The 26,430-nt window shown below is 36.3% G+C and carries 27 protein-coding genes; 1 reads left to right on the top strand and 26 read right to left on the bottom strand.

Features of this window, described 5'->3' with window-relative positions:
• Positions 1-7: 7 nt before the first annotated feature.
• The 20 genes from IGJ55_RS08170 to IGJ55_RS08075 all read right to left on the bottom strand — a co-directional run bounded on the left by IGJ55_RS08170 (position 8) and on the right by IGJ55_RS08075 (position 18,473).
• Positions 8-2,062 (bottom strand): cation:proton antiporter, encoded by a 2,055-nt coding sequence (locus tag IGJ55_RS08170; protein WP_430608063.1) that lies wholly within the window; start codon positions 2,060-2,062, stop codon positions 8-10.
• A 19-nt stretch (positions 2,063-2,081) separates the two neighbouring features.
• Complete coding sequence (locus IGJ55_RS08165) at positions 2,082-2,360, bottom strand: hypothetical protein (protein ID WP_069641364.1); 279 nt, start codon at positions 2,358-2,360, stop codon at positions 2,082-2,084.
• 178 nt (positions 2,361-2,538) lie between these two features.
• A complete protein-coding gene (locus IGJ55_RS08160) occupies positions 2,539-3,021 on the bottom strand; it encodes a hypothetical protein (RefSeq protein WP_083244425.1) in 483 nt (160 codons plus the stop codon).
• Between the two features lie 77 nt (positions 3,022-3,098).
• Positions 3,099-3,290, bottom strand: a complete 192-nt coding sequence (locus IGJ55_RS08155; protein WP_025868968.1) for a hypothetical protein — start codon at positions 3,288-3,290, stop codon at positions 3,099-3,101.
• A gap of 224 nt (positions 3,291-3,514) precedes the next feature.
• Positions 3,515-4,363, bottom strand: a complete 849-nt coding sequence (locus IGJ55_RS08150; protein WP_069641363.1) for a DegV family protein — start codon at positions 4,361-4,363, stop codon at positions 3,515-3,517.
• 76 nt (positions 4,364-4,439) lie between these two features.
• A complete protein-coding gene (locus IGJ55_RS08145; RefSeq protein ID WP_069641362.1) occupies positions 4,440-5,570 on the bottom strand; it encodes an LCP family protein in 1,131 nt (376 codons plus the stop codon).
• A 111-nt stretch (positions 5,571-5,681) separates the two neighbouring features.
• Complete coding sequence (gene pheA / locus IGJ55_RS08140; protein WP_430608060.1) at positions 5,682-6,530, bottom strand: prephenate dehydratase; 849 nt, start codon at positions 6,528-6,530, stop codon at positions 5,682-5,684.
• Positions 6,531-6,538: 8 nt separating this feature from the next.
• Positions 6,539-7,042, bottom strand: a complete 504-nt coding sequence (locus tag IGJ55_RS08135) for a shikimate kinase (protein WP_069641360.1) — start codon at positions 7,040-7,042, stop codon at positions 6,539-6,541.
• 14 nt (positions 7,043-7,056) lie between these two features.
• Positions 7,057-8,340 carry a 3-phosphoshikimate 1-carboxyvinyltransferase gene (aroA, locus tag IGJ55_RS08130; RefSeq protein WP_069641359.1) on the bottom strand — a complete coding sequence of 428 codons (1,284 nt, stop codon included), beginning with the start codon at positions 8,338-8,340 and terminating at the stop codon, positions 7,057-7,059.
• Between the two features lie 42 nt (positions 8,341-8,382).
• A complete protein-coding gene (locus tag IGJ55_RS08125; protein ID WP_069641358.1) occupies positions 8,383-9,480 on the bottom strand; it encodes a prephenate dehydrogenase in 1,098 nt (365 codons plus the stop codon).
• 30 nt (positions 9,481-9,510) lie between these two features.
• Positions 9,511-10,677, bottom strand: a complete 1,167-nt coding sequence (gene aroC, locus IGJ55_RS08120; RefSeq protein WP_430608057.1) for a chorismate synthase — start codon at positions 10,675-10,677, stop codon at positions 9,511-9,513.
• Between the two features lie 11 nt (positions 10,678-10,688).
• Positions 10,689-11,750: a 3-dehydroquinate synthase gene (gene aroB, locus IGJ55_RS08115; protein ID WP_207121442.1), complete on the bottom strand. Its 1,062-nt coding sequence runs from the start codon at positions 11,748-11,750 to the stop codon at positions 10,689-10,691.
• Positions 11,751-11,801: 51 nt separating this feature from the next.
• Positions 11,802-12,824, bottom strand: coding sequence for a 3-deoxy-7-phosphoheptulonate synthase (gene aroF, locus IGJ55_RS08110; protein ID WP_430608055.1), 1,023 nt, complete (start codon positions 12,822-12,824; stop codon positions 11,802-11,804).
• 28 nt (positions 12,825-12,852) lie between these two features.
• Complete coding sequence (gene aroE / locus IGJ55_RS08105; protein WP_207121440.1) at positions 12,853-13,722, bottom strand: shikimate dehydrogenase; 870 nt, start codon at positions 13,720-13,722, stop codon at positions 12,853-12,855.
• Between the two features lie 446 nt (positions 13,723-14,168).
• Positions 14,169-15,149 (bottom strand): NAD(P)H-quinone oxidoreductase, encoded by a 981-nt coding sequence (locus tag IGJ55_RS08100; RefSeq protein ID WP_430608053.1) that lies wholly within the window; start codon positions 15,147-15,149, stop codon positions 14,169-14,171.
• Positions 15,150-15,223: 74 nt separating this feature from the next.
• Positions 15,224-15,676, bottom strand: coding sequence for a hypothetical protein (locus tag IGJ55_RS08095; protein ID WP_010772458.1), 453 nt, complete (start codon positions 15,674-15,676; stop codon positions 15,224-15,226).
• 83 nt (positions 15,677-15,759) lie between these two features.
• Positions 15,760-16,131: a thioesterase family protein gene (locus tag IGJ55_RS08090; RefSeq protein ID WP_069641351.1), complete on the bottom strand. Its 372-nt coding sequence runs from the start codon at positions 16,129-16,131 to the stop codon at positions 15,760-15,762.
• Between the two features lie 5 nt (positions 16,132-16,136).
• Positions 16,137-17,348, bottom strand: coding sequence for a CCA tRNA nucleotidyltransferase (locus IGJ55_RS08085; RefSeq protein ID WP_430608052.1), 1,212 nt, complete (start codon positions 17,346-17,348; stop codon positions 16,137-16,139).
• Positions 17,345-18,133, bottom strand: coding sequence for a 4-hydroxy-tetrahydrodipicolinate reductase (dapB, locus tag IGJ55_RS08080; protein ID WP_207121438.1), 789 nt, complete (start codon positions 18,131-18,133; stop codon positions 17,345-17,347). Before dapB ends, IGJ55_RS08085 begins: the two co-directional genes overlap by 4 nt.
• On the bottom strand, positions 18,126-18,473 hold the full coding sequence (locus IGJ55_RS08075) for a nucleotide pyrophosphohydrolase (RefSeq protein WP_069641348.1): 348 nt from the start codon (positions 18,471-18,473) through the stop codon (positions 18,126-18,128). Before IGJ55_RS08075 ends, dapB begins: the two co-directional genes overlap by 8 nt.
• Positions 18,474-18,624: 151 nt before the next feature.
• Between IGJ55_RS08075 and IGJ55_RS08070 the strand changes: the two genes are divergently transcribed.
• Positions 18,625-19,515 carry a YitT family protein gene (locus IGJ55_RS08070; protein ID WP_204638598.1) on the top strand — a complete coding sequence of 297 codons (891 nt, stop codon included), beginning with the start codon at positions 18,625-18,627 and terminating at the stop codon, positions 19,513-19,515.
• Between the two features lie 58 nt (positions 19,516-19,573).
• Here the strand turns inward: IGJ55_RS08070 and IGJ55_RS08065 are convergent, their stop codons facing one another.
• From IGJ55_RS08065 to IGJ55_RS08040, 6 genes are all read right to left on the bottom strand, one after another.
• On the bottom strand, positions 19,574-20,107 hold the full coding sequence (locus IGJ55_RS08065; RefSeq protein WP_069641347.1) for a ReoY family proteolytic degradation factor: 534 nt from the start codon (positions 20,105-20,107) through the stop codon (positions 19,574-19,576).
• Positions 20,108-20,115: 8 nt separating this feature from the next.
• Entirely contained in the window at positions 20,116-21,375 is a 1,260-nt protein-coding gene (locus IGJ55_RS08060) for a tetratricopeptide repeat protein (protein ID WP_430608049.1), read from the bottom strand.
• 3 nt (positions 21,376-21,378) lie between these two features.
• The gene (locus tag IGJ55_RS08055; RefSeq protein ID WP_069641345.1) at positions 21,379-22,425 is read right to left on the bottom strand and encodes a hypothetical protein; all 1,047 of its coding nucleotides are present in this window, start codon (positions 22,423-22,425) and stop codon (positions 21,379-21,381) included.
• A 460-nt stretch (positions 22,426-22,885) separates the two neighbouring features.
• Positions 22,886-23,161 carry an HU family DNA-binding protein gene (locus IGJ55_RS08050; RefSeq protein WP_010761417.1) on the bottom strand — a complete coding sequence of 92 codons (276 nt, stop codon included), beginning with the start codon at positions 23,159-23,161 and terminating at the stop codon, positions 22,886-22,888.
• Between the two features lie 248 nt (positions 23,162-23,409).
• Positions 23,410-24,720 carry a ribosome biogenesis GTPase Der gene (gene der / locus IGJ55_RS08045; protein ID WP_069641344.1) on the bottom strand — a complete coding sequence of 437 codons (1,311 nt, stop codon included), beginning with the start codon at positions 24,718-24,720 and terminating at the stop codon, positions 23,410-23,412.
• Between the two features lie 191 nt (positions 24,721-24,911).
• Positions 24,912-26,252 carry an aldehyde dehydrogenase family protein gene (locus IGJ55_RS08040; RefSeq protein WP_069641343.1) on the bottom strand — a complete coding sequence of 447 codons (1,341 nt, stop codon included), beginning with the start codon at positions 26,250-26,252 and terminating at the stop codon, positions 24,912-24,914.
• Positions 26,253-26,430 lie beyond the last annotated feature (178 nt).

Here is a 26,430-nt window from a genome sequence, read left to right as displayed (position 1 = left end):
AGTTTTCTTAGTCCGCTTCTTTTTTTAATTCTCTGGTCAACTTTCTCAATGGAACGCCACCAGAAATGTCATTGATTGAATAAGATTCAAGTAAGTTAACATTTTTTCGATATTCATTTGCTTCAAAAGAAGAAATTTTTTCAGAAATTTCATATTCATCGATCACTCGCCGCTCCTCTTGATAGCCAATTATAAGTTCTTTTACATAATTGGATTGAGAACGAACGAGAAAAGAATCAATAAAGGTACCATCTTCCAATCGATGAGCAAGTTGTAATCGTCCCTCAATGAAGAAACGAATAATTTCTTCATCATAAACACCTTTTAAGTTATCTAAACTTTTTAAGATTACTTCTGTATTTTGTAAAAAGACTTGGCGTACATTTTCCAATTCTTCTATTTGAAATTCTCGCCGATTTTCTTCATCTTTTTTAGCCCAAGATAATTTGGGATGAACAAAAAATGCTATGATTTGGCGTACAAACAATAACCAAAAACCAATAATAGAGAGCAATTGTCTCGCAATCGAACGTTCCATCCTGGAAATTAGGCGCTCATACAAACGATAGCCTTCGATTCCGATTTCCTTTTGACGAAAACTTTCTTCTAAACCATCACGTTCAATCGAGACAATTAGCGCTCGCAATTCTTGGACTTCTTGTCGTTGTTCCGATGGTAATTGCTCGGTATATAATTCTTTGACACGATCTTGATAGTTTTCGATCACAACATTCATTTCGACATGAGGATCTTCCTTGTTGATTTTTTTTAGCCGTTCAATCACGTCCTGCAACAATGTGATTCCTTGGACATTCGTGCTTTCTACTTCGTCAGATTCTGTTAAAAACGGTAAAACAAGAATACCGCCAACTAATGTGACCAAAATCACACAAGCAGTAATGAACAATAGCAGAGAACGTTCAGGAAAATCATTACCATTAATTGTCAATGGTAAAATAAAAATCGTTGCTAAACTGACGGTTCCTTTAACACCACCAAATGTTAGTATCAGCATTTCGTTCATTGATTGCCATACATTCTTTAGGCCGTTTTTTACACTATAAATCAAGAAAATAGAGAAAAAACGAGCAACGAATAACGTGACACTTAAAATCAAAATAACGACCATCAAGAAACTATTAGAGTATGTTTCGCTATTCCAAATAGGTGAAAAAACTTGAGATAGTTCAATACCTAAGAAAAGAAAAACTAACGCATTCAAGGTAAATGTGATCGTTCCCCATGTACTTTCTGAAACATTTGAAAGTTCTGCTTCGAATAATGAAACCTTTTTAAAACTAGCAGCTTGCATGACACCTGCTACAACGGCCGCAATAATTCCAGAAACATGAAACAGCTCTGCAACCATATAAGCTAAAAAAGGGAGTAATAGTTCTAATAGTAAGTAACCCGTAACATCTCTTGCAGATGCTTTTTCTAGGATCATCACGACTTGTCGTTTGATCATTACTAAAATCGCGCCTACGATCGCACCGCCAATACTAGAGACAATTAAGGTGATACCAGCATCAGCTGCTGAAAAACTACCAGTTAATAAAGCCGCTAACGCAAATTGAAAAGCCGTAACGCCAGAAGCATCATTGATCAGTCCTTCACCTTCTAAAATATGCATTGCTTTATGCGGGATCTGAATCTTTCCAGATAAAGAACCTACAGCTACTGCATCTGTAGGCCCCAGTGCTGCACCTAAAGCGAAACAAGCTGCTATCGGCAAAGCAGGTATAACCATATGTAATGCCCACCCCACACTTACAAGTGTGATCAAAACCCCTATGAACGCTAAAAATAATATCACACTAAAATTCTTCATCGTAGCAGAAATATCATTGCGTTCTCCTTCTCGAAACAATAATGGTGCAATGATCATTACCAAAAATATTTCTGGTTCAAACGTTATTTCACGTCCCATATCTGTTACTCCAATCAAAACGCCAACAATTATTTGTACGATTGGCAATGGAATAATTGGTACAATTCGATTAAAGACATTTGAAAAAGTAATGGCTAAAACAAAAACAATAATTAAAGAAACAAACTCCATCTTGTATCCCCCTTATAAATTAATGATTGAGTTGTTTTCCTAAATACCGTAATAATTTTTCTTTTTTACAGGTAATTTTTTTCTCAATTAATCCAAGTTCTTTTTCTTTATCACATAACTCTAGCTGAGCACGACGGGCTTCTAAACGTAATAATTCAGATTTGATCAATTCTATTTTTTTATAGTTCAAAAAATTTCTCTTTTTTATATGCCGTTCCCATTCTGCTTTTTTCTCTGGGGGTAATGCTTTATATTTTTCACGTAATTCAGCAATTCGTTGCTCTATTTCTTTACTCACAACAATACTTCCTTTCAGAATTTCTCTGCACATTATAGCAAACAGTTTAAGAAATACCTACTAAAATTGACTATTATTTAAAAAAATCTTTTTGAATAGAATTTCTGCTAAAAAAATTAAACAGTAGGTGAAAATAAAATTCTTGTGTTGTCTGTTATTTTCCTCCTATGGTCTTGATTTAAGTATCTTCTTCAACTAAAATACTGATTTCAGTCTCTTCATTCAAGCGTTCAGAAAGAAAAGCTAGTAAATCTTCTAAGGGTATAGAAAATTTCATCATCGGTCCACGACGCCCATTTTTGAAATAATTTAAACGGATTTCTTGGTTCTTAAGTAACAAAGCCATCTTATCTATATCTCGATACAACACACCGTTCCTGTCGAATGGCCCTAAAATAAGCCGATCTTCAGAAAGACCTTTTGTATCCAATAAAAAACTCAACATCAACAAACCAGAAAGAATTCCCCGAATTCTTTGATCCATTGTCTGCTCTGTTATTATTGTGATGATTAGGATAAATCCACTGCACCCAATCACTAAAGCATAAAAAATTGTTCTTTTAAGACTTTTAATCAACACACTATCTCTGACCAAATACAAATAAATATACATAATCACAACAAACGCTGCAAGTAATAAAGTAAAAAAATCTATAACCAAAATATACTCCTTTTAAAAATGAACTTTACTCTTTTTGTTTACACTAAAAACAAAGCAGATATAACTGGATGAACTAGTTAATCCTTTTTATTTAATTCTGTCAATTGCTGATTGATTTTTTTTATTTTGTCTTTACAAGCTAATATATCACGGATCATCTGATCTCTTTTAACACCAAGTGGTAAACGATTAACTACTTGATAATATGCAGCGAGTAGTTGAACTTGTTTCATTTTTTCTTTTTGTAAGCGTTCTTCAGCTAGACTCATCCACTCGCCTCCTTTTCTTTAAGTATACCTTACTTTTAAAAGAAAGTGACATTTGAATCGTTATTTTTAACAATAATCGACCAAAAAAGTCCGATTTAGTTGTTATTGTATCACATTATTACTTTTTTGGTTATTTTACGAACATACTTTCTGTTTTGCTCATTTGATGAAGAAGAAATAAGGATGAAACAAAAGTCAAAAGTAACTTTGTTTCATCCTTATTTCTATTGTGCTGAAATACATAGCGCAATCGCTTTTTCACCTAAATGTGTCCCGATAACTGGGTTAAAATGACCAATTTCAATAATTGCATCTGGATATTTTTTTTGAAGTTTTATTTTTTCTTCTTCAGCAACCGTTAAATTATTTGCATGAATAACATATAATTTGACAGGTCTGTTGATTTCTTTGTCACGTTTGCCAATGATTTCTTCTGCACGAGCAAAGGCTTTTTTAGTTGAACGAATCTTTTCAAATAGAACGATCTTACCATCTTCAAAAGTCAAAATCGGCTTAATCTTCAATAATCCAGCAATCAAAGCCGCTCCATTTGTTAATCTACCGCCTCGTACTAGATTATTTAAATCTTCAACAATCAAATAAGCGTAGGTGTTATCGCGAATAATGTCTAATTTAGCAAATATCTCTTCCAAACTAGCCTTTTCTTTCACTAAATCTAACGCAGCTTCCACCATATGCCCCATCGGTACGCTTGTGATTTTCGAATCATAGGGATAAAGTGTTATCCCTTCAATCGAATCAGTTAATGAAAATAATGTATTCACGAAACCTGAAATACCTGATGAAAGATGGATACTAATGATCGTATCATACCCTTTAGCAGCAATATCTTTGTACAATTCAATAACCTCACCTAAAGCCGGTTGAGAAGTTGTCGGAAACTCATTGCTATTATTCAATAAGTTGTAATATTCATCAGCTTCGATATCGACACCTTCGTTATATATCTTACCATCTAAAATAACAGGGATGGGAATAACAAAGAGATTGGGCGAATGCTTGATTCGCTCAGGTAAATAAGCTGTACTATCTGTCACAATAGCAATTTTCATTTTGTAACCTCGTTTCAGTAATTTTGCACAGTATAGTTAAATATAGCATAAATCAATCCAGAATTAAATAAAATACTTATTGTCCAAGGAAATTTTGAACAGCGGTTTGATTGGTTGCTAAATCAATTTCTAGCACACTTCCAGCGTAATCATAGTCAACATTGCTCCAAGAATTTTCAACTGGAATCGTTAGTCGTTCAATCCCGCTACCACCTTTTAGGATCAATGACGGTCCATTTTTCAACATGAAACTAGTAGGTACATCTGTTGACATGTAGCCAACTAAACGGCCCAATGACTCAGGTGTCCGAAGTAGTGCTAAAGGATTTTTCAATTGGCTCATCACAGCCGTCATTACTTGTTGTTGACGACGAACTCGACCAAAATCGCCTTCCTCATCTTTTCTAAAACGAGCATATTGTAAAAGTGTATGCCCATCCATTTTCTGCTCACCTTTAAAAATATCTACACCATCTAAATTCAACTCTTTTTCCGCATCCATTTTGACGCCACTCGGGAACATTGAATCAATGATCTTTTCAAATGATTGAAAATCAACTTTTGCATAATACCTACACTGAATATTAAAATTCTCTGCTAAGGTTTGACGAACTAAATCTGCTCCTCCTAGTGCGTAGGAAGCGTTGATTTTATTGGCATCATATCCAGGAATATCAACGAAAGTATCACGCATAAAGGAAATCAACTTAGGTTTTTTAGAAGGTCCGTCTAGTTGTAAAACCATGATCGTATCTGCTCGACCAGAATCTTCACCTCTCGTATCACTACCTAGAATCAAAATATTATTCGCACCATTTTCACTTTTTACACCATTAAATGTTTCAAGTGCTTCTTTAGGTAACGAGTTATCATTTTCGGCATATGATTTTCCTTTAAAAAAGAAACCTACTGCTAAAACAAGCAACAATACGAAAAATAATAAAATTCTTTTAGGCCAACTAAACCGTCGTTTTTTTCTTATTTTTTTCGGTTTCTTTCCTTTTTTAGACAGTGGGTTGGGATGCCCATTTGGATTATTATTTTGCTCGAATTGCTGATTTGGTTCATTTAATGTTTCTTGTTCGTTATAATGACTATTTCTAGGTTCTTCTGTATAATTTTTTTCTTTTCTAGGATTAAATTTATTTTTTTCTTCTACTGGTTTTGCTTTATCATGTATATGTTTATAGCGATCCACACGGCTCATTATGTCCACCTCATTTTAAATTAACAACAATTATAAGCATACCTTATTTTACTAGAAATTCCTATTAGATAGTTGAAATTTAACAAAAAATAAAAAGACCTTTTCAGATCTTTATACTCCGTTAATTGGGTGAATAGCATAATTTCCGAATATTTTCACCTTACCACCCATCAAACGTATTTCTTCTAAAGCATTTTCTATTAATTGTTGCGGTTTTTGAACATTGATATCGATCAAAAAGAAATATTCACCGAGTGTTGTTTTCAATGGTCGAGATTCGATTTTGCTTAAATCAATCTCACGCCAACTAAATACAGCTAATGCCTTATGCAAAGCACCGGGAATATTATTGGGCATCGTTAAGGCAATCGTTAATTTTTCTTCATTTGACCCGATAGGCAATTCAATTTTCTCAGCACCTATTACCCAAAAACGCGTTTGATTGATCGCAACATCCTGAATATCTGTGCCAACAATAGCTAAATCATACATTTCTGCAGAAAGTTTGGGTGCAATCGCCGCAATTTTTTGATCGGGATGACTTGCAACATAATTGGCAGCATAGGCAGTAGACGGTGTTGCTTCAAGCTCTGCCATTGGAAACTCGTTACGGATAAATTCTTGTGATTGTGCTAAAGCTTGAGGATGAGATAAAATTTTTGTTGCATCCTGCCAACTATCTTTGTTACTTCTGGCCACCATTAATTGTTGATAGATTGGTAAAACAATTTCTGCCCCTACCGGGATCGTTGTTTGGTGAAACAGATAGTCTACGGTTGTATTGACAGATCCTTCAATTGTATTTTCAATTGGGACAACCCCAAGATCAACTTCGCCAAACTCAACGCCTTTGATACAAGCTGGAATTGAATGATACGATACCAACTCTTCATCAGGAAAAGCTGTTCTAGTGGCGTTATGTGTAAAGGAAGCTTCTGGACCTAAAAAACCGACTTTCATTGTCTCACCTACTTAATATTCTCTAAAATTTCTGATACGATTTCTTCTGGTGTTCGATCATCTGTTGCAATTACTAAGCTAGCACTTTCTTCATAAAAAGGAATCCTGGGTTCAAACACTTCTCTGATCTCTTCAGGAGATTTCGATACAACCAGTGGTCTGATTGTCGTGTGATCTTGTTTCAACCTAGGAATGAACACTTCTGGCTTGGTTTGTAAATAAACAACAGGCGCCATTTGTTTTAGTAAGGTTCGATTTTCCTCTCTCATCACGATTCCACCACCTGTTGAGACTACTTGATCATGATCTAAATAGCGTTTTAAGACATTCGTTTCTTTTTCTCTAAAGGCTTCTTCACCATGTAAATCAAAATATTCTTGGATGGTCATCCCAATTTCTTCAACGATTTTATCATCAAAGTCGATATGCTCCATCCCTGTTTCTTTTGAGAGTAATTTACCTACAGTGGTTTTTCCTGCTCCCATAAAACCAATTAAAATAATCCCCTTCATCTTTGTGCCTCCATTTATTGATATAGTTTAGCCAAGTCATCAAAAAAGCTTGGATAAGAAACAGAAATTGCTTCTGCTTTTTCTAATTCTACTGTGCCGTCTTTTACTAAAAGGGCGGCAATTTGCAACATCATGCCTATACGATGATCACCGTAACTCGTAACTTTTGCGTTATGTAAAGCGGTGTTACCATGAATGATCAAACCGTCTTCCGTCGGCTCGATATTGGCACCCATTTTATTTAGCTCAGTTGCAACAGCATCAATACGATTTGTTTCTTTTACTTTCAATTCTTCAGCATTGCGAATAATTGTTTTCCCCTGTGCTTGGGTAGCCAATAAAGCAATAATTGGTAATTCATCGATCAATCTAGGAATGATTTCTCCACTGATTTCGATTCCTTTCAATACACTCGTTTCCACAGTTAAAGTACCAGCTTTGTTTGCTTTATTGCCAGTTTCTTTGATTGTTAATTTCCCACCCATTTGTTGAATAACATCAATAATACCTGTCCGTGTCGGATTTAAGCCGACATTATTCAAGATAATTTGACTATCTGGAATAATCAAACCAGCTACTAAGAAGAACGCCGCAGAAGAAATATCTCCTGGCACAATCACTTCTTGCCCATTTAGTTTTTGCGGCCCTTTTAGCCTAATTTCTTTTCCTAAAACAGTAATATCACCACCAAACTGACGAATCATATCTTCAGTGTGATCTCTTGTTTTTTCTTTTTCTACAATGACTGATTCACCATGGGCTTGTAGTGCAGCGAATAGAATTGCTGATTTCACTTGTGCGCTGGCAACTGGCATGTGATATTCAATTGGTTGTAAGTTTTCTGTTCCTTTGACTGTAAGTGGAGGAAATTCTGTTCCATCATGTCCTGTACAGCTTGCACCCATCTGATTGATAGGTAACATCACTCGATTCATTGGACGTTTTGCAATAGAATGATCGCCGAACAGTTCCGTAACAAAGGTTGTTCCAGCTAAAATCCCCATAATCAAGCGGATCGTAGTGCCAGAATTTCCGACATCAATTGCTTTTTTTGACTGCTTTAAACCGGAAAAACCAGTTCCATAAACAGTAATAACTTCCCCATCATCTTCGATTTCCACTCCTAAATCTTTAAAAGCTTGTAACGTACTTAAACAGTCGTCACCACGTAAAAAGTTTTTAATCGTCGTTTTCCCTTGTGCAATGGCTCCGAACATAATGCTTCTATGAGAAATTGACTTGTCACTAGGAATATCGATACTACCATTTAAACTCACTTTATTGATTGCTAATTCCAAAAAATCCCTCCTAATTTTTAAATGTTTGTTGCCTCATTCAGCTTATTTTTCATAAGTTAGATAAGTTGTTTCCTTTTCAATCAATTCTTTTGCTCTTTCTAAATCGTCCTGTCTTTTAAAGGTTAATTGTAAGATACCATAAATATCCTCCCGAGTTTCAAGAATTTTCAAATTAATTAATGAAAGTTTTGCCTTACCCAGTAAGCCTGTGATCTCTGCAATCACCCCTGGAACATCAGGTACGTCAACAAATAAATCATAGAAGGCTGGAATTGCTCCTTCTTTATGCACAGGCATTTGATTTCTAGTTTCTTTCGCTTCATAGAAAAATTGGAAAATCGCTTCCTTGTTTTCAGTCTGAAGCCAAGTTGTGACTTGCTGCATCTCTTTTTGCCAAGATATCATCAATGCTAATAAGGCTTCTTTATTACTCAATAAAATATCCGTCCACATTTGTGGATCAGAAGAAGCAATTCGAGTAATATCTCGAAAACCGCCCGCGGCTAACTGTCGTGAGCGTGGATGCGCTTCATTAAAAATCTTACTTTGGTTCACTAAGCCCGCTGCAATAATATGAGGCAAGTGACTAAGCATTCCTGTAATTTGATCATGCTCTTTGGCTGTAAGAACCACAAATTTTGCTCTTGTTCCTTGTAATAGTTTTTGCAATTCCTTGACTTGCTTTTGTTTTTCCGGTTCTGAAGAAGTTAAAATATAGTAGGCATTTTCAAATAAATTTTCATCTGCCGCAGTCACCCCAGATTTATGTGAACCCGCCATTGGATGACCACCAATGAAAGATTTTAAGCCAACTTTTCGAGCAGCTTCAATGAGTTCTAATTTAGTACTGCCGACATCAGATATAATTACGCCACTTTTTAATGGCAATGTTCCAAGTAAGCTTAATTGTTTCAACATGCTTTTAACAGGAGTACACAAAATAATAATATCTGCCTCGATCGCAGCTACTTTTATAGAGGTACCTTTTTCATCAATTATTTTTCGTTTTAAGGCAAAATCTTCCGAAGATTTTTGACTATCTATCCCTATAATTGTTACCAAAGGGTGCTCTTTTTTTATGCATAATGCTAACGAACTACCAATCAAGCCTAAACCGATGATCAATACCTTTTTATTCATTCCACGTCACTCTCCATCTTATATTTTTGATTAAAACATTTGAGTATAGCGACGGTATGATTCAACTTCCTCTTTCATTTGTTCAAAGGCATCACTACCAAATTTTTCCAGCATTGCTTGGGCAATTTCAGTTGCAACAACAGCCTCACAAACAACACTAGCAGCGGGTACTGCTGTACTATCAGAACGCTCAACGCTAGCCTTATAAGGTTCTTTTGTATCAATATTAACACTTTGCAGCGGTTTATATAAGGTTGGAATAGGCTTCATAACCCCTCTAACGACGATTGGCATACCGTTTGTCATACCTCCTTCAAAGCCGCCTAAGTTATTAGATGTTCTTGTATAACCAGTTGCTTTGTCCCAAACAATTTCATCCATAACTTGACTGCCGGGTCTGTAGCCCATTTCAAAACCAAGCCCAAATTCAACTCCTTTAAACGCGTTAATACTGGTAACAGCTTGAGCAATTTTGGCATCTAGTTTCCGATCCCATTGAACATAACTTCCTAGACCAATTGGTACGCCTCCGACCACCACTTCAACAACCCCGCCGATGGTATCCCCATTTTTCTTAGTTTTGTCAATTAGGTCGCGAATAGCTTGTTCAACGGAAGGATCAAGTACACGTACATCAGAGTTTTCAGAAATCTTTTTAATTTCTTCGACAGTTAAATTATCAGGGATCTCCGCCTTAATCCCACCTAAAATGGCGACATGCCCAGCAACCTCAATGTCCAGTTCTTTTAGTAGTTTTTTAGCAACCGCCCCGATTGCAACACGCATCGTCGTTTCACGTGCTGAAGAACGTTCTAATACATTTCTAAGATCAGCATGTTGATATTTGATACCACCAACTAAATCTGCATGGCCTGGACGTGGCTTGTTTACACGGCGGATTTTCTTCTCTTTTTCAGTGACTTCTTCAATTGACATAACAGACGTCCAATTTTTCCAGTCTTTATTTTCTACAACAAGCGTAACTGGTGAACCGAGTGTTTTTCCATGGCGAATGCCTGACGTGATTCTTACTTGATCTTTTTCAATCAACATTCTCCCGCCACGACCATAACCACCTTGTCTTCTAGCTAATTCTAAATTAATATCTTCTGGTGATAACGGTAAGCCCGCTGGTAAGCCTTCAATAATGGCTGTTAATTCTGGGCCATGTGATTCTCCTGCAGTAATAAAACGCATCTAAATTCCTCCTAGTCTAAATAACTCTTCATTTGTTCAATTGGAATACGAACGATTTTGGCTTTTCCAATCGCTTCTAATAAAATAATATTGATTTTCCCGCCACGTGCTTTTTTATCATGTGTTAATGCCAAGTACAGTTGATCTTGATCCCAAAGATCTGATTGAATCGGTAGCTGAAATTTTTGAATCATTTTATTCAATTGTTTTGTTGTACCTGTTGGCGTTAATTGCTTATTTTCGGCAATTCTTGTGATTTGGCTCATCCCGATTGCAACACCTTCACCGTGAGTTAAATTGCCATAGCCAACAGTATTCTCTAAAGCATGACCAATTGTGTGACCAAAATTCAGTAGTAGCCGAACACCATTATCAAGTTCGTCTTCTTCTACAACTTTCCGTTTGATTTTACAGCAAGCAGCGATGATTTCAGTAGCATGTACTAATAAGTCATGTTCATCCGTTAATATCTCTAATTTTTGCCATAACTCTTCATCGGCAATCGCAGCTGATTTAATGATTTCAGCAATCCCTTCTCGAACTCTTCTGACTTCTAATGTGTTTAATGTATCCGGATCAATCAAAACACCATCTGGTTGCGCAAAGGTTCCGACTAAATTTTTAGCCTTTTTCGTATTGACGGCTGTTTTTCCGCCAATACTGCTATCAACTTGAGCTAATAAGGTCGTTGGAACTTGAAGAAAATGAATGCCACGCATATATGTCGAAGCAACAAATCCAGCCAAATCACCAACAACACCGCCACCTAAAGCGATGATGCCGTCACTTCTTGTCAGCCCTTCATCGGCAAGGAAATCATAAATTTCAGCGGCAACGCTTAAACTTTTACTTTGTTCTCCTGCATCGATTACAAAAGTCGTTGGATCAAAACCAGCTTCTTCCAAACTTTTTTTCACTTTATTTCCGTATAAAGGTTGAACATTGGAATCTGTAATGATCACGATTTTCTGCGGAGACCATAATGTTTTGGCCCACTGTCCAATACCTGACAACAACCCTTTTTCAATCGTCAAATCATAAGCATGATTTGGTAAAGTTACTGTGAGTTTCATTTTTTTCAACTCCTGTTTTTTTTATAAAAGGATTCTAACAGATTGACATGATCAGCCGAGTGCATTGATTTCTTTCATTGCTTTTTCAATAATATGAACTTCTTCCATCATACGCATGTAAGTTTTTTCATTTAATGATTGAGGTCCATCTGACCAAGCATTGATTGGATCTGGATGGATTTCAACAATCAATCCATCAGCTCCAGCTGCTACACCAGCTCTTGCCATCGAAGGAACTAAATCCCAAATCCCTACGCCATGACTTGGATCAACAATGATTGGAAAATGGCTTAATTTTTTAATCAGTGGAACAGCACTTAAGTCAAGGGTATTCCGGGTTGCGGTTTCGTATGTGCGAATACCACGTTCAATGAATATCACATTAAAATTCCCTTGGGCAGCGATATATTCAGCTGCATTTAACCACTCATCAATTGTACCAGAAATACCACGTTTTAAACCAATTGGTTTACCTGTTTTTCCGACAGCTTGTAATAATTTGAAATTTTGCATGTTTCTAGCACCAATTTGTAAAATATCACTGTATTCAGCAATCATGTCGATGTGGGCTTCATCCATTACTTCAGTAATGACTTTCATATCAAATTCATCGGCCGCTTGACGAATATATTTTAATCCTTCTTCTTCCAATCCTTGAAAAGCATACGGGGATGTTCTTGGTTTAAATGCCCCACCACGCAAAATTGTTGCGCCTCCTGCTTTAGCGATTCTAGCACATTCGCGGATCTGATCTGAGCTTTCAACTGAACAGGGGCCTGCCATCATTGTCATACTACCGTCTCCAATTTTGACACCATCAACATTCACTACTGTATTTTCTGGATGAAACTCACGACTAGTTAATTTGTATGTCAATGAAATTCGCACTGCATTTTCAACGCCATCATAACTATTAAATGCGACATCCTGCATTTTTCGTGTGTCTCCAACCAAACCAATGATGGTTTGTTCTTCCCCTTCACTTAGGTGCACTTCCAACCCTTCTTTTTTTACTCGTTCGATCACTGATTTAATTTGTGCCTTGGTTGCTTCTGATTTCATAATTACGATCATTATTTTGCTCTCCTTCAGTAAATACTAATTAGTTATTTTCAATAATTGGTTTAACAATTTCTATTGGCATTTCTTGTCCTGTCCATTTTTCAAATGCTGCGGCACCTTGATAAAGTAACATGCCTAAGCCATTATTTGTTTTCGCACCACGCAGACGAGCTTGTTTGAGAAATTCTGTTTCCCTTGGCGTGTAAATGACATCGCAAACCGCTAAATCTGGCCGTATGATTGAAAAATCTTGAATCGGCGTTTGAGTTTCTAATGGTTTCATACCTACGCCAGTTGCATTCAATAATAAGGCACTCTCACCAACATCTCTCGCAAGTGCTTGGTCATCAGATAAATCATGAAGTGTGATCATACATTGTGTATTTTCAGAGATATACGCTAGTTTTTCCATGATTTTGTCATAAAAATCATCTTTTCGATTATACACCGTAATTTCTTTCACACCATCCAAAGCCGCTTGAACGATAATAGCTGTTGCAGCTCCACCAGCACCGATGATCGTCATTTTTTTCCCGATGATATCAACCTCTATATCTTGCAAGCTTCTCATAAAACCAATGCCATCTGTGTTGTGACCAGTTAATTTTCCTTGCTCATTCGTGATTGTATTGACAGCTCCAATGAGACGGGCAGCTTCACTCAGTTCATCCATATATTCAACCGCTAAGATTTTATTGGGCATCGATAGATTCGCACCGATCATTTCTAAATTTCTGATTGAATCAATGGCTTTTTCCAATCCTTGTGTATCTACCTCAAAAGCAAGGTACACAGCATCGATTCCTAACGCTTGAAAGGCTGTATTTTGAATCATAGGTGAAACACTGTGACGGATTGGTGTAGCAAATAACGCAGCTAGCTTGGTATGGCCTGTGATCTTATTTTCCATCTAAAAATCCTCCTCAAAGATTTTTTTCTTCAAACAAAAAAGGTATTCACGTAAATTTTCAGAAAAATCTACAGTGAACACCTCACAAAAATTGGTAATATAAAAGCCACTATAGATTTTCTCATCTACGCGGCTGAAAGTCATCTCAAAATCCCCTAGCCATCATAGATACAAACTTGCTAGCTTGCATCCATAATGTTATGAATACAAACTCATCTAAAATAGCTAAAGTAATAATTATTCAGTTGTATTTGGTTATGCTTCATCGTTGTCATATGAATCACTCCGTAACTGATTTATTTAAGAATTGTTCTCAGTATATCTCTAAGAATGCCCAGTGTCAACCATTTTTTTCTTTTAAATTTAAAATAATCATCTTTTTTAGTGAGAAATCTTGAAAATAAAGATTTCTGACTATTATCTTTAGTCAGTTTTGTCAAAATTTATTAAGGAGTAACTTTTAAAATAATCTTCCCTTTACTTTTGTTACTAGCCATATATTGATGAGCTTCTTCAACATTTTCAAGTGAAAAGATTGAATCAACTACAGGTTTTAGTATTCCTGCTTCAAATAGGTTTGCTGTTTTGTCCCAAAATTCTTTCGTTAAATCCGTTTTATAAGAATCACTTCGCGGTGTTAACAATGTGCCTTTGATTGTTATTCTTTTTTCTAACAATGTCAGCAAATCTACCTTATCTACAACGGGCCCTCCTAAAATACCGATTAAGATCAATCGTCCATCGTAAGCTAGACTAGTAAGATTTTTTTCCCAATAAGCAGCACCAATAAAATCTAAAATAACATCTGCGCCTTGTCCCGATGTTGCTTGCAACACTTTTTCTTCAAATGCTTCTTTCTTATAGTTTATAAGAACATCCGCACCTAAATTTTCACATAGTTTAAGTTTTTCAGGAGAGCTTGCTGTCACCAATATTTTGGCAGATGTTAATTGTTTTGCTAATTGAATTGCAGCTAGACCAACACCACTAGCTCCTGCATGAATCAATACATTCTGAGTAGAAGACAGTTTTCCAAGCCAAAAGAGCGTCTGGTAAGCGGTAAGAAATACTTCTGGAATCGCAGCTCCTTCTTCAAATGTCAATTGAGCTGGTAATATCATGGCATTACCTGAGTTCATTACAGCATACTCGGCATAACCGCCACCATTTACAAGCCCCATCACACGACTTCCACATGGAAAAAGCTCAGAATCACTTTCAACTACAATTCCCGAAACTTCAACTCCTAAAATAGAATTCCCTTGTGGGAGTCTGCCCGTCTCTTTAGCAAGCAAATCTGTCCGATTAATCGCTGCTGCAGCAACTTTTATCAACAGTTGATTTTCCGCTCTAGTTGGCACTTCGGTCTCTTGGGTCAGTTTTAATCGTACTTGCTCATCAAAAACTATTCTTTCTATTGCTTTCATCTTCCCACGCCTTTCTATGTCTAATAAAAAACCGTAGAATCTTTTAAAAGAAATCCACGGTCAAACTTTACTTATTAAAGTTCTTCGCCATATACATCATCAACAGTTTGCGTTGGGTCAATTACGATATATAAGCTTTTAGTTTTTTCGCTAACTTTAGTAGATTGGTAAACATTATCTAAACCTTCGTCAGTCTTATCTTTGTATGGGAAGTATACTAAATCAGGTGTACCAGTTTTGTATAAAATTTCCATACGTTCAATATCTTCATATTTTAAAGCGCGGGCGAACATGCCTAATTCAAGACCCCCAAGATTGATATCATGTGTTTGAACGTGATCTCCTTCTTGGAAGATTTCGATTTTAAACCCTTCACACGGATGAATTTCCATAAATTCACTTCCATGAATACGTCCAAAACTAGTTGTGATTTGTTTGATCCATAAATCTCCAATAAAACGACGACCAATCGTCCAAGTTTCACCATTTCTAAAATAAAATTTTAATCCTGTCATTTCTCTACTCATAATATAAGTCTCCTTATCTAAAAATAATTTCTACAACGTTAAGTTTAGCATAACTTTTTCGCCAGGTCATCCTATTCGCCTCTTTACTTAGGAAGAGCTAATTTATCTAAAAAAACATCTGTTAAGATAACAGCTCTTTGATGAGTACCAGTAGCGATGATTTGTTCATTATCCAGAACGTTGAATGAAAAAGTAATTTTCGATTTTTCTTGTGATTCAACTTCTATTTTGACAACAATCTGCGCCCCAACTTTAGAAGGACGTAAATGCTTCGCCTCGATCCACGTTCCAACACTTGTTTCTTCAGGTGCTAGTTCTTGATGTAAATGTTCTTTAGCCGTGTTCTCCACCATTGCAAGCATTGCCGGTGTTGCCAAGACTTCTAAATCACCAGATCCGATTTCTTTTGCGGTATCCTTGGAACCAACAACAAATTCTTTTAAAAACTCTTCCATGGCTATCACTCCTTATCAATCATGTCCTTTGCAAACGCAAGCAGCACTTTCTTATTATTTATAATTTGACGATTCACAACAGCAGTTTCAATCATCTCGATCATTTCACCTACCCATTTGCCAGGTGTTTTATCGAAATAAGCTAATACATCATTCCCAGTAATAGCCAACTCTTTTCTATTATGAATGGGCAAACTTAAATAACGTTCTTTTGCTTCTTCAAGTTTACTCTTTTGCTCATAATAAAACAATAGTTTTTCTACGGATAATACCGCATCCAGTCCTAAGTTGAACAAATCAATCACTTCCCAATCACCTAATAAACGCTGATTTAAGCCATAAACCAGTTGTTGTACCTCATAGATCATTTGATTAGATTGTTTCCAAGATTTTAGAAAACTGCGAATAGCATTTTCTTTTAGACCGATTGTTTTGATCAATAGTGCCCAAGCCTGGCTTTCCGATTCGATTTGTTTATTTGGAAGTTCAGCAAAATCAAATAACATTGCACCTTTTCCTCTTAACTCTGGGCAATACTGATAGCATTCGGTTTTAATGAACGGACGTAATGCTGCACGTCTGTTTTTTCCTAATAATAATTTTATAAACTCTACGGCAATTCGTTCAACCGAGATTTTATCTAATAATGAGTGAAAATCTTCAATAGCTGATAGTGTTTCAGGCTCAATCGAAAAATCTAATTGACTGGCAAACCGCAAGCCTCGCATCATTCGCAGAGCATCTTCATGAAAACGTTCTCTAGGGTTGCCGACTGCTCGAATGATTTGGTGCTCTAAATCATTTATACCGTCGAATAAGTCAATGATTTCTCCATCGACATTCATTGCTAAGGCATTGATCGTAAAGTCTCGACGTTTCAAATCTTCCTTCAATGATCGGACAAATGTTACCGTATCTGGACGTCTAAAGTCTTGATACGTTGATTCAGTTCTAAAAGTTGTGATTTCATACTGCTCTTCCCCTATTAAAACAAGAACCGTCCCATGATCGATTCCAACATCGACTGTTCGATGGAAAATTTCTTTGATTTCTTCTGGATAAGCACTTGTTGCAATATCGACATCGTGGATCGGTTGATTTAATAAGGCATCCCTAACACTTCCTCCAACAAAGTAAGCCTCAAATCCTTGTGCTTGAATCTCTCTTAAAACTCTTTCTGCCTTAGTAAATTCATCTGGTATTGTATCTAATTTCATAATAGATTTTCCAGTCCATAAACTAGTTTTTCTAATTGGACAACTTTTTTACAGCCCAAGGCAACGCCGGTCATAAACGAACTGCGATCATAAGAATCATGTCTGATCGTTAACCCTTCACCGACACCGCCAAATTGAACTTGCTGGTGTGCGATCATGCCTGGTAAGCGTACACTGTGAATTTTCATTCCTTCAAAGTCAGCGCCTCGAGCTCCTTTGATCAATTCCTGTTCTTCTGGGTGTCCTTGTTTTTTGTGTGTACGAACTTCACTCATCATTTCTGCAGTTTTGATTGCTGTTCCGCTAGGTGCATCTAATTTATTATCATGATGGAGTTCGATAATTTCAACATCAGGGAAATATTCAGCTGCTTTTTGCGCAAACTGCATCATCAAAACGGCGCCCACTGCAAAATTAGGCGCAATCAAGCCGCCAATTTTTACGGATTCTGACCGAGCGGTTAACTCAACTAGTTGTTCTTCTGTTAAACCCGTGGTGCCTACAACAGGCGCAATTTTATGGTCAATAGCGAAGCGTGTATTTTCATAGGCAACTTTGGGAATGGTGAAATCGATCCAAACATCCGGTTCAACTGAAAGAACGTCTTCTTTTTGTTTAAAAATCGGCACATCTATTTCTGGATACTCCGCCATTTGCTTAAGATTTGTGTTGTCTTCAAATGGATCTAAAACCCCCACTAGCTCGAAATCATCATGTTCTAAAACCATTTTGGTTGCAGTAGCCCCCATTTTCCCTTTAAAACCTGCGACTAAAATTTTAATCATGTCTTTGCCCATCCTTCCGCTCAAATCGATATTTATCCCTTTGATTGAATTTTTCCATATTTTTTTGAAATGCTTCAGTTAAATCTATATCTAATGAATTTGCCATGATCATTGTGACAAATAATACATCTCCTAATTCTTCAGAAACGGTTTTAGGTTGTTCATCTGTTTTTTTAGGCTTTTCACCATAATAGTGATTGATTTCTCTGGCAAGTTCACCAACTTCTTCTGTTAAGCGTGCCATTTGGCTTAATGGAGAAAAATAACCGGTTTTAAATTGCTGGATATACGTATCCACTTCTGCTTGCATAGAATGCAGAGATTGATTTTCGTCTTTCATTTTACCCCAACCTTTCTATTACATATCTTATCAAAAACTACGCCATCTGAAAAGGTTCTACTTGTTGTTTCATAATAGGAATGATAGAGTGAGTACTGGATATGGGTTTTTGGGTATAAAAGCGACCCACTATGTTTTAGGAGTGATGATTATGATTGAAGAAAAAAAGTTTTATGTGAAGGATGTCTTATTGATTTTAGCAGGCACCTGTCTTTATGGGTTTGGTTTAGTTACGTTTAATATCGCTAATGATTTAGCAGAAGGTGGCGTCACTGGGATCACTCTGATTTTACGAGCGCTTTTTTATATTGATCCAGCATATTCAACCTTAGTTATCAATATTCCTTTGATTTTGATTGGTGGGAAAGTTTTAGGGAAGCACTCATTCTATTACACTATATTAGGTACAGTATCTTTATCTGTATTTTTATGGTTATGGCAGCGATTCCCCATCGAAGTCAATTTAGATCATGATTTATTGATCGCATCTTTACTCGCTGGTTTAGCTGCAGGGATTGGTAGTGGATTAGTCTATCGTGTGGGCGGAACAACCGGTGGAACCGATGTGATCGCCCGGATTTTAGAAAAAAATTATGGTATCAGTATGGGGCGTTCTTTGCTGATCTTTGATATTTTAGTGTTGATTTTGTCTTTAAGTTATATTGATGTTAAACGAATGATGTACACCTTAATTGTTTCTTTTGTATTCAGTAAAGTTGTCGATTCAGTGTTAGATGGCGCATATGCAGCCAAAGGAATTTTGGTGATTTCGGATCATTCTGACGATATTGGCGAAGTGATCATGGCCTTATTAGAACGCGGCGTCACCTATTTAGATGGTCAAGGAGGGTATTCCCAAGTGGATAAAAAAGTCCTGTATGTGGTAGTCAGCCCTAGTGAAATCATAGAGATCAAACGTATCGTCCATGAACTGGATAAGAAGGCATTTCTTTCAGTTATTAATGTCCATGAAGCTATTGGAGAAGGGTTTACCTATGCTAGACCAGCAAAAATGCTTTTTAAAAGAAAAAAACTTAATTAGAAATCAATAAAAAAGGGGAAATAGACAGCTTTCTTACTGATCTATTTCCCCTTTTTTATTAGCTTAAACGATTCAATTCGTCTGTTAACTCTAAAAATGCCTCATAATTATTATCTTCTAAAGCTAAATCAATTTGACTATACAATAAATCGATTTTGGCCTGTTTTTCTTCGTGTGCAAAGAAATCGTTGATACTTTCGACCACCTCTTCACTAACCTGTTCATTCCACCGAGCATAGGGATTATCTTCTAAAATCGATAAATATTGACTGTTTTGCCAAGATCCATCAAAAATACATTCCACGTAAAGTGCTTCTTTCCAATTCATACGAATCTCATGGAAAATCTGATCTGTGTCCGTAAATTTTTTTCCTGCTAAAAACAATCCGATCGGTTCCTTCTCTATTTCTTTTGAGGTAATTTTTAAGCCTCGAACTGTTTTATCCGCTTGCTCTATAAAATGCACATTATTTAAAATGGCTTCATGATTGATTAAATAATTTAAAATCCATAAAATTTCTCTTTGACTGAAGGAAATATTATTAACTAACCAAACTAAAAATTCCTTTTTATCAGCAACATTAACAAACATTTGATCACCTATCTTTCTTCAATATCATCTAACAATGATTGCGCGTCATTATCACCTGGCTCGTGTTGAAGATAGTGTTGCAGCAGTTCTTTAGCCTTCTCTAATTGTCCATCTTCACGAAGAAAAACAGCATATTCCTTTAAAAATTCAGGTTCATGCGCTAATTCTTGATACGCCTGTTCATAATGTACTTTAGCTAAATCAAATTCTTCCAGTTCATTGTATGCATGGGCTAAGTTCCATTCTCCATATGGATGTCCTTGTTCTTCCATTTGTTGTACAACATCAATCACTTCGTCAAAACGCTGTTCATTCAAATATAAATTACTTAGTGTCAGTCTTGTCTCGTCTGTTTTTTCTCCAAGCTCTAAGGCTTGTTTTAATAATTGCTCCGCTTGTTTTGTATCATGTAAACGATAGGCATTTTCAGATGCAAGTTGATAAAGATCCACTTGGAACGGATTCTCCTTGATACCTTCTGCTAAAACAATTCTAGCTTCTTCAAGCTGTTCTTCTTCTTGTAATGCTTCGCCTAAAGAGAAATATAAAGATTGATAATGCGGATTTAACGCTCTTAGCTGTTGCAAAAGTGCGATAGCTTTTTGGTTTTCATGTAATTGAAGATAGGTGAAGGCTAATTGGAATAAACGATCATCTGTCTGCCCTTCTTCCAAGGCTTTTTCTAGAAATGAAATCGCCTCTTCAAAATCACCTGACATGCTATATGCGCTTCCTAAACGTTCATTGATCGATACACTTGAGATTTCTGATACTTGGGCTAGAAGTAGCTCTTGATAGGCAACTGAGGCCTCTTGGAACTGTCCATTAGAAAAATACAGCTCTCCTAATGCAAATGAAATCAATGGCTCGTCTGGCATCAGACGTTTGGCTTCTTTCAATTTAGCTTCACTTACTTCTGGAATCCCGATCACTTGATATAGGTCTGCTGTTACTAGCAAACTTTGAACATAACTATCACTGTCTTTTTCTACTTTTTCTAGATAAGCGAATGCATCATCGATCAAGTTATTTTCGATTGCAATTTCAGCTAAAGGAATATTTAAGCCGTCAGCTTCTGGGAAAATCGTCACTAAATGCTCAAAAACTAATTTAGCTTCCTCTAAAAAGCCGAGGGATAACAATTCTTCCCCTAAATCAGCCAGCGTATCATCGTCATCTTTTCTAACCGCTTCTGCCAACATCAACTGCGCTTGAGCCAATTCTTCTTCATGTAATGCTTGTAGCATTTTTTCACTATAGGTTGTCATAATTTATCCTCTAATCTCTTTTAAAATAGTTTTATATTTTTCTACGGTCTTTAATAATTCTTCTACTTTAGGTTGTTGGTACTGAGCAACTTCCCCCACTTCTTCTAATAGAGCAGCCGTTTCACCACGAGTGATACATTTCACCATACCTTCTACATAATCACTAACTAAGATCTGCTCAGGAAAATCAACTGGGAAACCTAGGTGAATCAACCATATTATAAAGTTCTTATAGTGAAATGAAAACTCATTGACCTCTTGAGACCAAAGCAGCTGTAATAAACAGCCTAAAAATCGTTTCATGTGAGCGGACAATAAATGTCCATTCGCAGTTTCTAAAAACCCTTGTTCAAAAAGACGTCCAAATTGATCGATCATGTCACCGTCTTTTTCGTAATAACGAATCATTTCATCCAACATACCATTGAACGACTGTTGGTTTAATCGTGTTGTATCACTGTAATTTTTAAACAGCATTCGTAAAAAATCATGGCTACATACTAATCCGCATCTGATAAACACAAGAAAATCAACTAGTTTCCCTTCTCCTTGGTTAGTCATTAACGTATGATCATAAATAATTTTTTCTGCAAGTACGGAACTTTGTAAGACTGGCTGATTTTTGAATTCTATTTGAGCTTCTGTAATTAGGGCTTTGCTCAATGCCTGAACGGATAACGGTAATAACCAGCAATCAGAAAGTAGCATCGATGTTTTATACAAAAAAGTTGTCAATTGAACGACTCCTTCGTTTCCAACACCTAAAAAAATGAACTCCTCTTGCTGATTAAACTCTGTTATAAAGTCTAATAAGTTTTTCAATTCATTTAAATTATTACAACGAGAGTCATTCTTACAAATATACCAATCTAATTCTAGTTTGTCATCAAAAAGCTGAATCAATTTGTCTGAAAATAGATCATAATATCGTTGATTCGTAATCAAAAACAGATGCTTATTGCTAACTGAAATTGATTTCAGCTGTGAAGCAAATGTTTCACCATAGATAATGCTTGTTTGTAGCTGTTTTTTATGGTAAACCCATTCCATTGACAACACTCCTTTTTATTATTTTACCATTAGTTCTAGGAAAACCAAAAGGGTGATGAACTTTATTCGTAAAAAAGCACTCATCGTCAATCAATAATGCCTGTTCTTTTAATTTTCTTAAAGAACAGGCATTATTGATTCACTGTTCTATATGTATTATTCCAATTTTATATGTAAAAAAAACTTAATTAGCAAGTATAATAAGGTTGTTTCAAGAGATAGCTGATTTTTAAGAAAAATAGCGCACTTTTTAAAAATTGTCTATTTTTAAGAAACATAAGTGATTCAGTCAAATCAGAATAACGAGCATTTTACATTGTTCATAGGTCAATCAATTTTTAACATAGCTCGTTATTCTGCATCCATTTAGTCAATCTAAAAAAGATTGGCTTTTTATCACGTCTTCTCATTTGTAAACAAAGAAAGAACCCTCGACTAGTCAAGGGTTCTAAGAACTGTCTTATTTAACAGCATCTTTCAAGGCTTTACCTGGTTTGAACGCAGGTACTTTACTTGCAGCGATTTGAATTTCTTTACCAGTTTGTGGGTTACGTCCTTTACGAGCCGCACGTTCGCGAACTTCGAAGTTACCAAAACCGATTAATTGAACTTTTTCACCTTTAGCAAGAGATTCTTGGATTGTTGAAAATACAGCATCCACTGCTGCAGTTGCGTCTTTTTTAGTTAAACCAGTTGAAGATGCAACGTTTTCGATTAATTCTGCTTTATTTGCCATGGATTATTTCACCTCCTCCACAAGGGATAGGATATCTAAAAGATATCTACTTTACGTTTATTTTTGAGTGGTCCAAAAAATCACGTACAAATATTGAAATGGATCAATATTCTGTTATCACGATATCATAGGAAGCTTGTAATAGCAAGGTTTTTGATGCGTTTTAACCAGTTTTTTCTAAAAATATCATTTTTTTTTATAACTCAATGAATTTGTTTGTACATTTGAAACAAGTATGGTAAAATGCTCTACTTTCGTCTTCTTGGGATAATCTTAATTGGTGTCCCTTCAAAGGTGAACGCTTTTCGAATTTGATTTTCTAAGAATCTAGCATATGAAAAGTGCATCAATTCCTCTTCGTTCACAAAAATAACAAAAGTTGGCGGCTTGATTGCTACCTGTGTGCCATAAAAGACTTTTAGGCGTTTTCCTTTATCCGTCGGTGTTGGATTGATTGCAATCGCATCCATCACAACATCGTTCAATAACGCAGATGGTATGCGTAGATTTTGATTCATGCTAACTAATTCAATTAGTTCTGGCAATTTATTTAACCGTTGTTTCGTTAATGCAGATACAAATATGATTGGCGCATAATCAAGATATTGGAACTCATCTCGAATTTCTTCTTCAAAATCACGCATGGTGTTCGTTTCTTTTTCAACTGTATCCCATTTATTGACTACGATAATAATACCACGCCCTGCTTCATGAGCGTATCCAGCAACTTTCTTGTCTTGTTCACGAATGCCTTCTTCGGCATTTAAAACCATCAAAACAATATCTGAGCGTTCAATAGCGCGCATGGCACGCATGACACTATATTTTTCTGTTGATTCATAGACCTTGCCACGTTTACGCATACCAGCCGTATCAATCATTAAGAATTTTTGCCCATCTTCAGATTCAAAATGAGTATCGATTGCATCACGAGTTGTTCCTTCGATTTCTGATACAATCACACGATCTTCACCTAGAATGGCATTGATCAGTGATGATTTACCAACATTCGGACGTCCAATCAAACTAAATTTGATTGTCTCGTCATCTTCTTCTTCGATTTCGGTTGAAAAATGTTTAACTGCTTCATCTAAAACATCTCCGATACCCAATCCATGGCTTCCGGAAATTGGAAATGGATCGCCTAACCCTAGAGAATAAAATTCATAAATATCATTTCTCATCTCAGGATTATCCACTTTATTGACAGCTAAAATCACTGGTTTGTTGCTTCGGTATAAAATTCTGGCTACTAATTCATCTGCATCAGTAACCCCTTCCCTACCGCTCGCTACAAAAATGATCACATCTGCTTCTTCGATTGCGATTTCAGCCTGATGTTTGATTTGCTCCATAAATGGTTCGTCACTGAGTTCGATACCACCTGTATCAATAATACTAAATTCACGCCCTAACCACTCTCCCGTGGCGTAAATACGGTCTCTTGTTACACCTGGTGTATCTTCTACAATTGAGATTCTCTCACCAGCTATACGGTTAAAAATCGTCGATTTGCCTACATTGGGACGCCCGACAATTGCAATTGTTGGATTTGCCATTCAAATTACCTCCTTGACAAGTTTTCAATCTTTACTAGTTTACCTAAAGCTTGTCTAAGATGCAAGAAAAACTAGTGAAATAAGTTAATTAAACCACTTACTTCAACAATAATATCCTGCAATTGCCACTTCAGATCATCGGCAATTACAGGATACGTTGATTTAATTCAAAATAGTTTATCTGTTTGTTTTTATTCTACACCGTAAGCAATGCGTTTTACATTCATTAAATGATGAGCTGTTACATTATCTGTTGTACTACTTCCACCCATTGCTCCACAACCTAGTGTCATTGAAGGAGCTAATTTTGTCGTCGCACCAATCGCGCCTAATGCACCTAAGGTATTGACTAAAATCCGCGATGCTCTCATCTCTAATCCAAATGTTTCGGCATTAACATCCGATGTAGTGTGGATGACAGCGGTGTGCCCGGTTCCTTCATTAACTAGTAACGCTTTACATGTTTCTACACCTGCTTCAAAAGAATCTACAGTAAATAATCCCAAAATTGGTGTTAGTTTTTCTCTTGAATAAGGATTATGGTGGCCGATTTCACTTTGTTCTGAGATCAAAATAGTTGTCTCTTCTGGGACAGAGATTCCAACTAATTTTGCGACGTCTGATGCACTTTTCCCGACAATATCAGGGTTTAATGCCCCTGTCTCTCTCAAAATAAATTTACTCACTTTTGCTGATTCGTCTTTATTCATAAAGTACGCTTTCTTCGCTTTCAGCTGCTCAATTACCTCAGCTTTTATTGAAGCATCAACAACCAATGCCTGCTCTGATGCACAAATGATTCCGTTATCGAATGTCTTGCTTCTGACCACGCAATCAATTGCCTGAGCAATATCCGCTGTTGCATCAATCAATACAGGAACATTACCAGGACCCACCCCGATGGCTGGGTTGCCTGAACTATAGGCTGCTTGAACCATCGCTTTACCACCTGTCGCAAGAATCAAGGACACATCTGTATGCTTCATCAACGCACTTGTAGCATCCAAGGTAGGCTCCTGAATTACTTGGACTAAACCTGCTGGCGCCCCCGCTTCAACAGCAGCTTGCTCAATGATTTCTGCTGCCATTAAGATTGATTTTAGTGCCTTTGGGTGTGGAGAAAAGATAATCGCATTTCTAGTTTTCAACGCAATCAACGATTTGAAGATAACCGTTGCAGTTGGATTCGTTGAAGGAATTAGACCAGCTACAACGCCTAAAGGAATACCAATCTCAATAATTTTATCCTCTTTACGGCGATTAATCACTCCAACCGTTGGCAAATCTTTAATACTGTCATATACTTGTTCACTAGCAAAAGTATTTTTAATTATTTTATCCGAAACTTTACCAAAACCAGTTTCTTTATTTGCTGAAACAGCTAATTTTTCTGCATTATCAAGTGTTTTTTGATAGATATTTTTGACGATAGCATCTACCTGCTCTTGTGTATAGTTTTCATAGTTTGCTTGGGCTTTCTTTGCTGTTGTGACTAGTGTTTCAATTTCTTTTACTTTGATGTCTTCAGTCATTTCAAACACTCCTTTATTTTTTGTGAGTTACTCTTCGCTACCTACTATTAAAGTATACGGGATAGCAATTTTTCTTTTTAAACGCTTACAAGTCTAGTTTAATCTATTTAATTCAATATGTTAGGGAATATTTTAAGGAGATTATGGACAAAATCTACCTATTCACGAATTTTTTTCA

Source organism: Enterococcus sp. AZ170 (genome assembly GCF_050545135.1).
Classification (GTDB): Bacteria; Bacillota; Bacilli; order Lactobacillales; family Enterococcaceae; genus Enterococcus_L; species Enterococcus_L ureilyticus.
The sequence above is the reverse complement of the archived record's forward strand: the minus strand, read 5'-3'. Positions and strand labels throughout refer to the sequence as shown.

Excerpts from the sequence above, each read along its gene's own strand:
- IGJ55_RS08170 (WP_430608063.1), bottom strand. The coding sequence starts at position 2,062 with ATGGAGTTTGTTTCTTTAATTATTGTTTTTGTTTTAGCCATTACTTTT.
- IGJ55_RS08155 (WP_025868968.1), bottom strand. The coding sequence starts at position 3,290 with ATGAGTCTAGCTGAAGAACGCTTACAAAAAGAAAAAATGAAACAAGTT.
- IGJ55_RS08150 (WP_069641363.1), bottom strand. The coding sequence starts at position 4,363 with ATGAAAATTGCTATTGTGACAGATAGTACAGCTTATTTACCTGAGCGA.
- IGJ55_RS08145 (WP_069641362.1), bottom strand. The coding sequence starts at position 5,570 with ATGAGCCGTGTGGATCGCTATAAACATATACATGATAAAGCAAAACCA.
- pheA (WP_430608060.1), bottom strand. The coding sequence starts at position 6,530 with ATGAAAGTCGGTTTTTTAGGTCCAGAAGCTTCCTTTACACATAACGCC.
- IGJ55_RS08135 (WP_069641360.1), bottom strand. The coding sequence starts at position 7,042 with ATGAAGGGGATTATTTTAATTGGTTTTATGGGAGCAGGAAAAACCACT.
- IGJ55_RS08125 (WP_069641358.1), bottom strand. The coding sequence starts at position 9,480 with ATGAATAAAAAGGTATTGATCATCGGTTTAGGCTTGATTGGTAGTTCG.
- aroC (WP_430608057.1), bottom strand. The coding sequence starts at position 10,677 with ATGCGTTTTATTACTGCAGGAGAATCACATGGCCCAGAATTAACAGCC.
- aroB (WP_207121442.1), bottom strand. The coding sequence starts at position 11,750 with ATGAAACTCACAGTAACTTTACCAAATCATGCTTATGATTTGACGATT.
- aroF (WP_430608055.1), bottom strand. The coding sequence starts at position 12,824 with ATGATCGTAATTATGAAATCAGAAGCAACCAAGGCACAAATTAAATCA.
- aroE (WP_207121440.1), bottom strand. The coding sequence starts at position 13,722 with ATGGAAAATAAGATCACAGGCCATACCAAGCTAGCTGCGTTATTTGCT.
- IGJ55_RS08100 (WP_430608053.1), bottom strand. The coding sequence starts at position 15,149 with ATGAAAGCAATAGAAAGAATAGTTTTTGATGAGCAAGTACGATTAAAA.
- IGJ55_RS08095 (WP_010772458.1), bottom strand. The coding sequence starts at position 15,676 with ATGAGTAGAGAAATGACAGGATTAAAATTTTATTTTAGAAATGGTGAA.
- IGJ55_RS08090 (WP_069641351.1), bottom strand. The coding sequence starts at position 16,131 with ATGGAAGAGTTTTTAAAAGAATTTGTTGTTGGTTCCAAGGATACCGCA.
- IGJ55_RS08085 (WP_430608052.1), bottom strand. The coding sequence starts at position 17,348 with ATGAAATTAGATACAATACCAGATGAATTTACTAAGGCAGAAAGAGTT.
- dapB (WP_207121438.1), bottom strand. The coding sequence starts at position 18,133 with ATGATTAAAATTTTAGTCGCAGGTTTTAAAGGGAAAATGGGGGCTACT.
- IGJ55_RS08075 (WP_069641348.1), bottom strand. The coding sequence starts at position 18,473 with ATGAAAGACGAAAATCAATCTCTGCATTCTATGCAAGCAGAAGTGGAT.
- IGJ55_RS08070 (WP_204638598.1), top strand. The coding sequence starts at position 18,625 with ATGATTGAAGAAAAAAAGTTTTATGTGAAGGATGTCTTATTGATTTTA.
- IGJ55_RS08065 (WP_069641347.1), bottom strand. The coding sequence starts at position 20,107 with ATGTTTGTTAATGTTGCTGATAAAAAGGAATTTTTAGTTTGGTTAGTT.
- IGJ55_RS08060 (WP_430608049.1), bottom strand. The coding sequence starts at position 21,375 with ATGACAACCTATAGTGAAAAAATGCTACAAGCATTACATGAAGAAGAA.
- IGJ55_RS08055 (WP_069641345.1), bottom strand. The coding sequence starts at position 22,425 with ATGGAATGGGTTTACCATAAAAAACAGCTACAAACAAGCATTATCTAT.
- IGJ55_RS08050 (WP_010761417.1), bottom strand. The coding sequence starts at position 23,161 with ATGGCAAATAAAGCAGAATTAATCGAAAACGTTGCATCTTCAACTGGT.
- der (WP_069641344.1), bottom strand. The coding sequence starts at position 24,720 with ATGGCAAATCCAACAATTGCAATTGTCGGGCGTCCCAATGTAGGCAAA.
- IGJ55_RS08040 (WP_069641343.1), bottom strand. The coding sequence starts at position 26,252 with ATGACTGAAGACATCAAAGTAAAAGAAATTGAAACACTAGTCACAACA.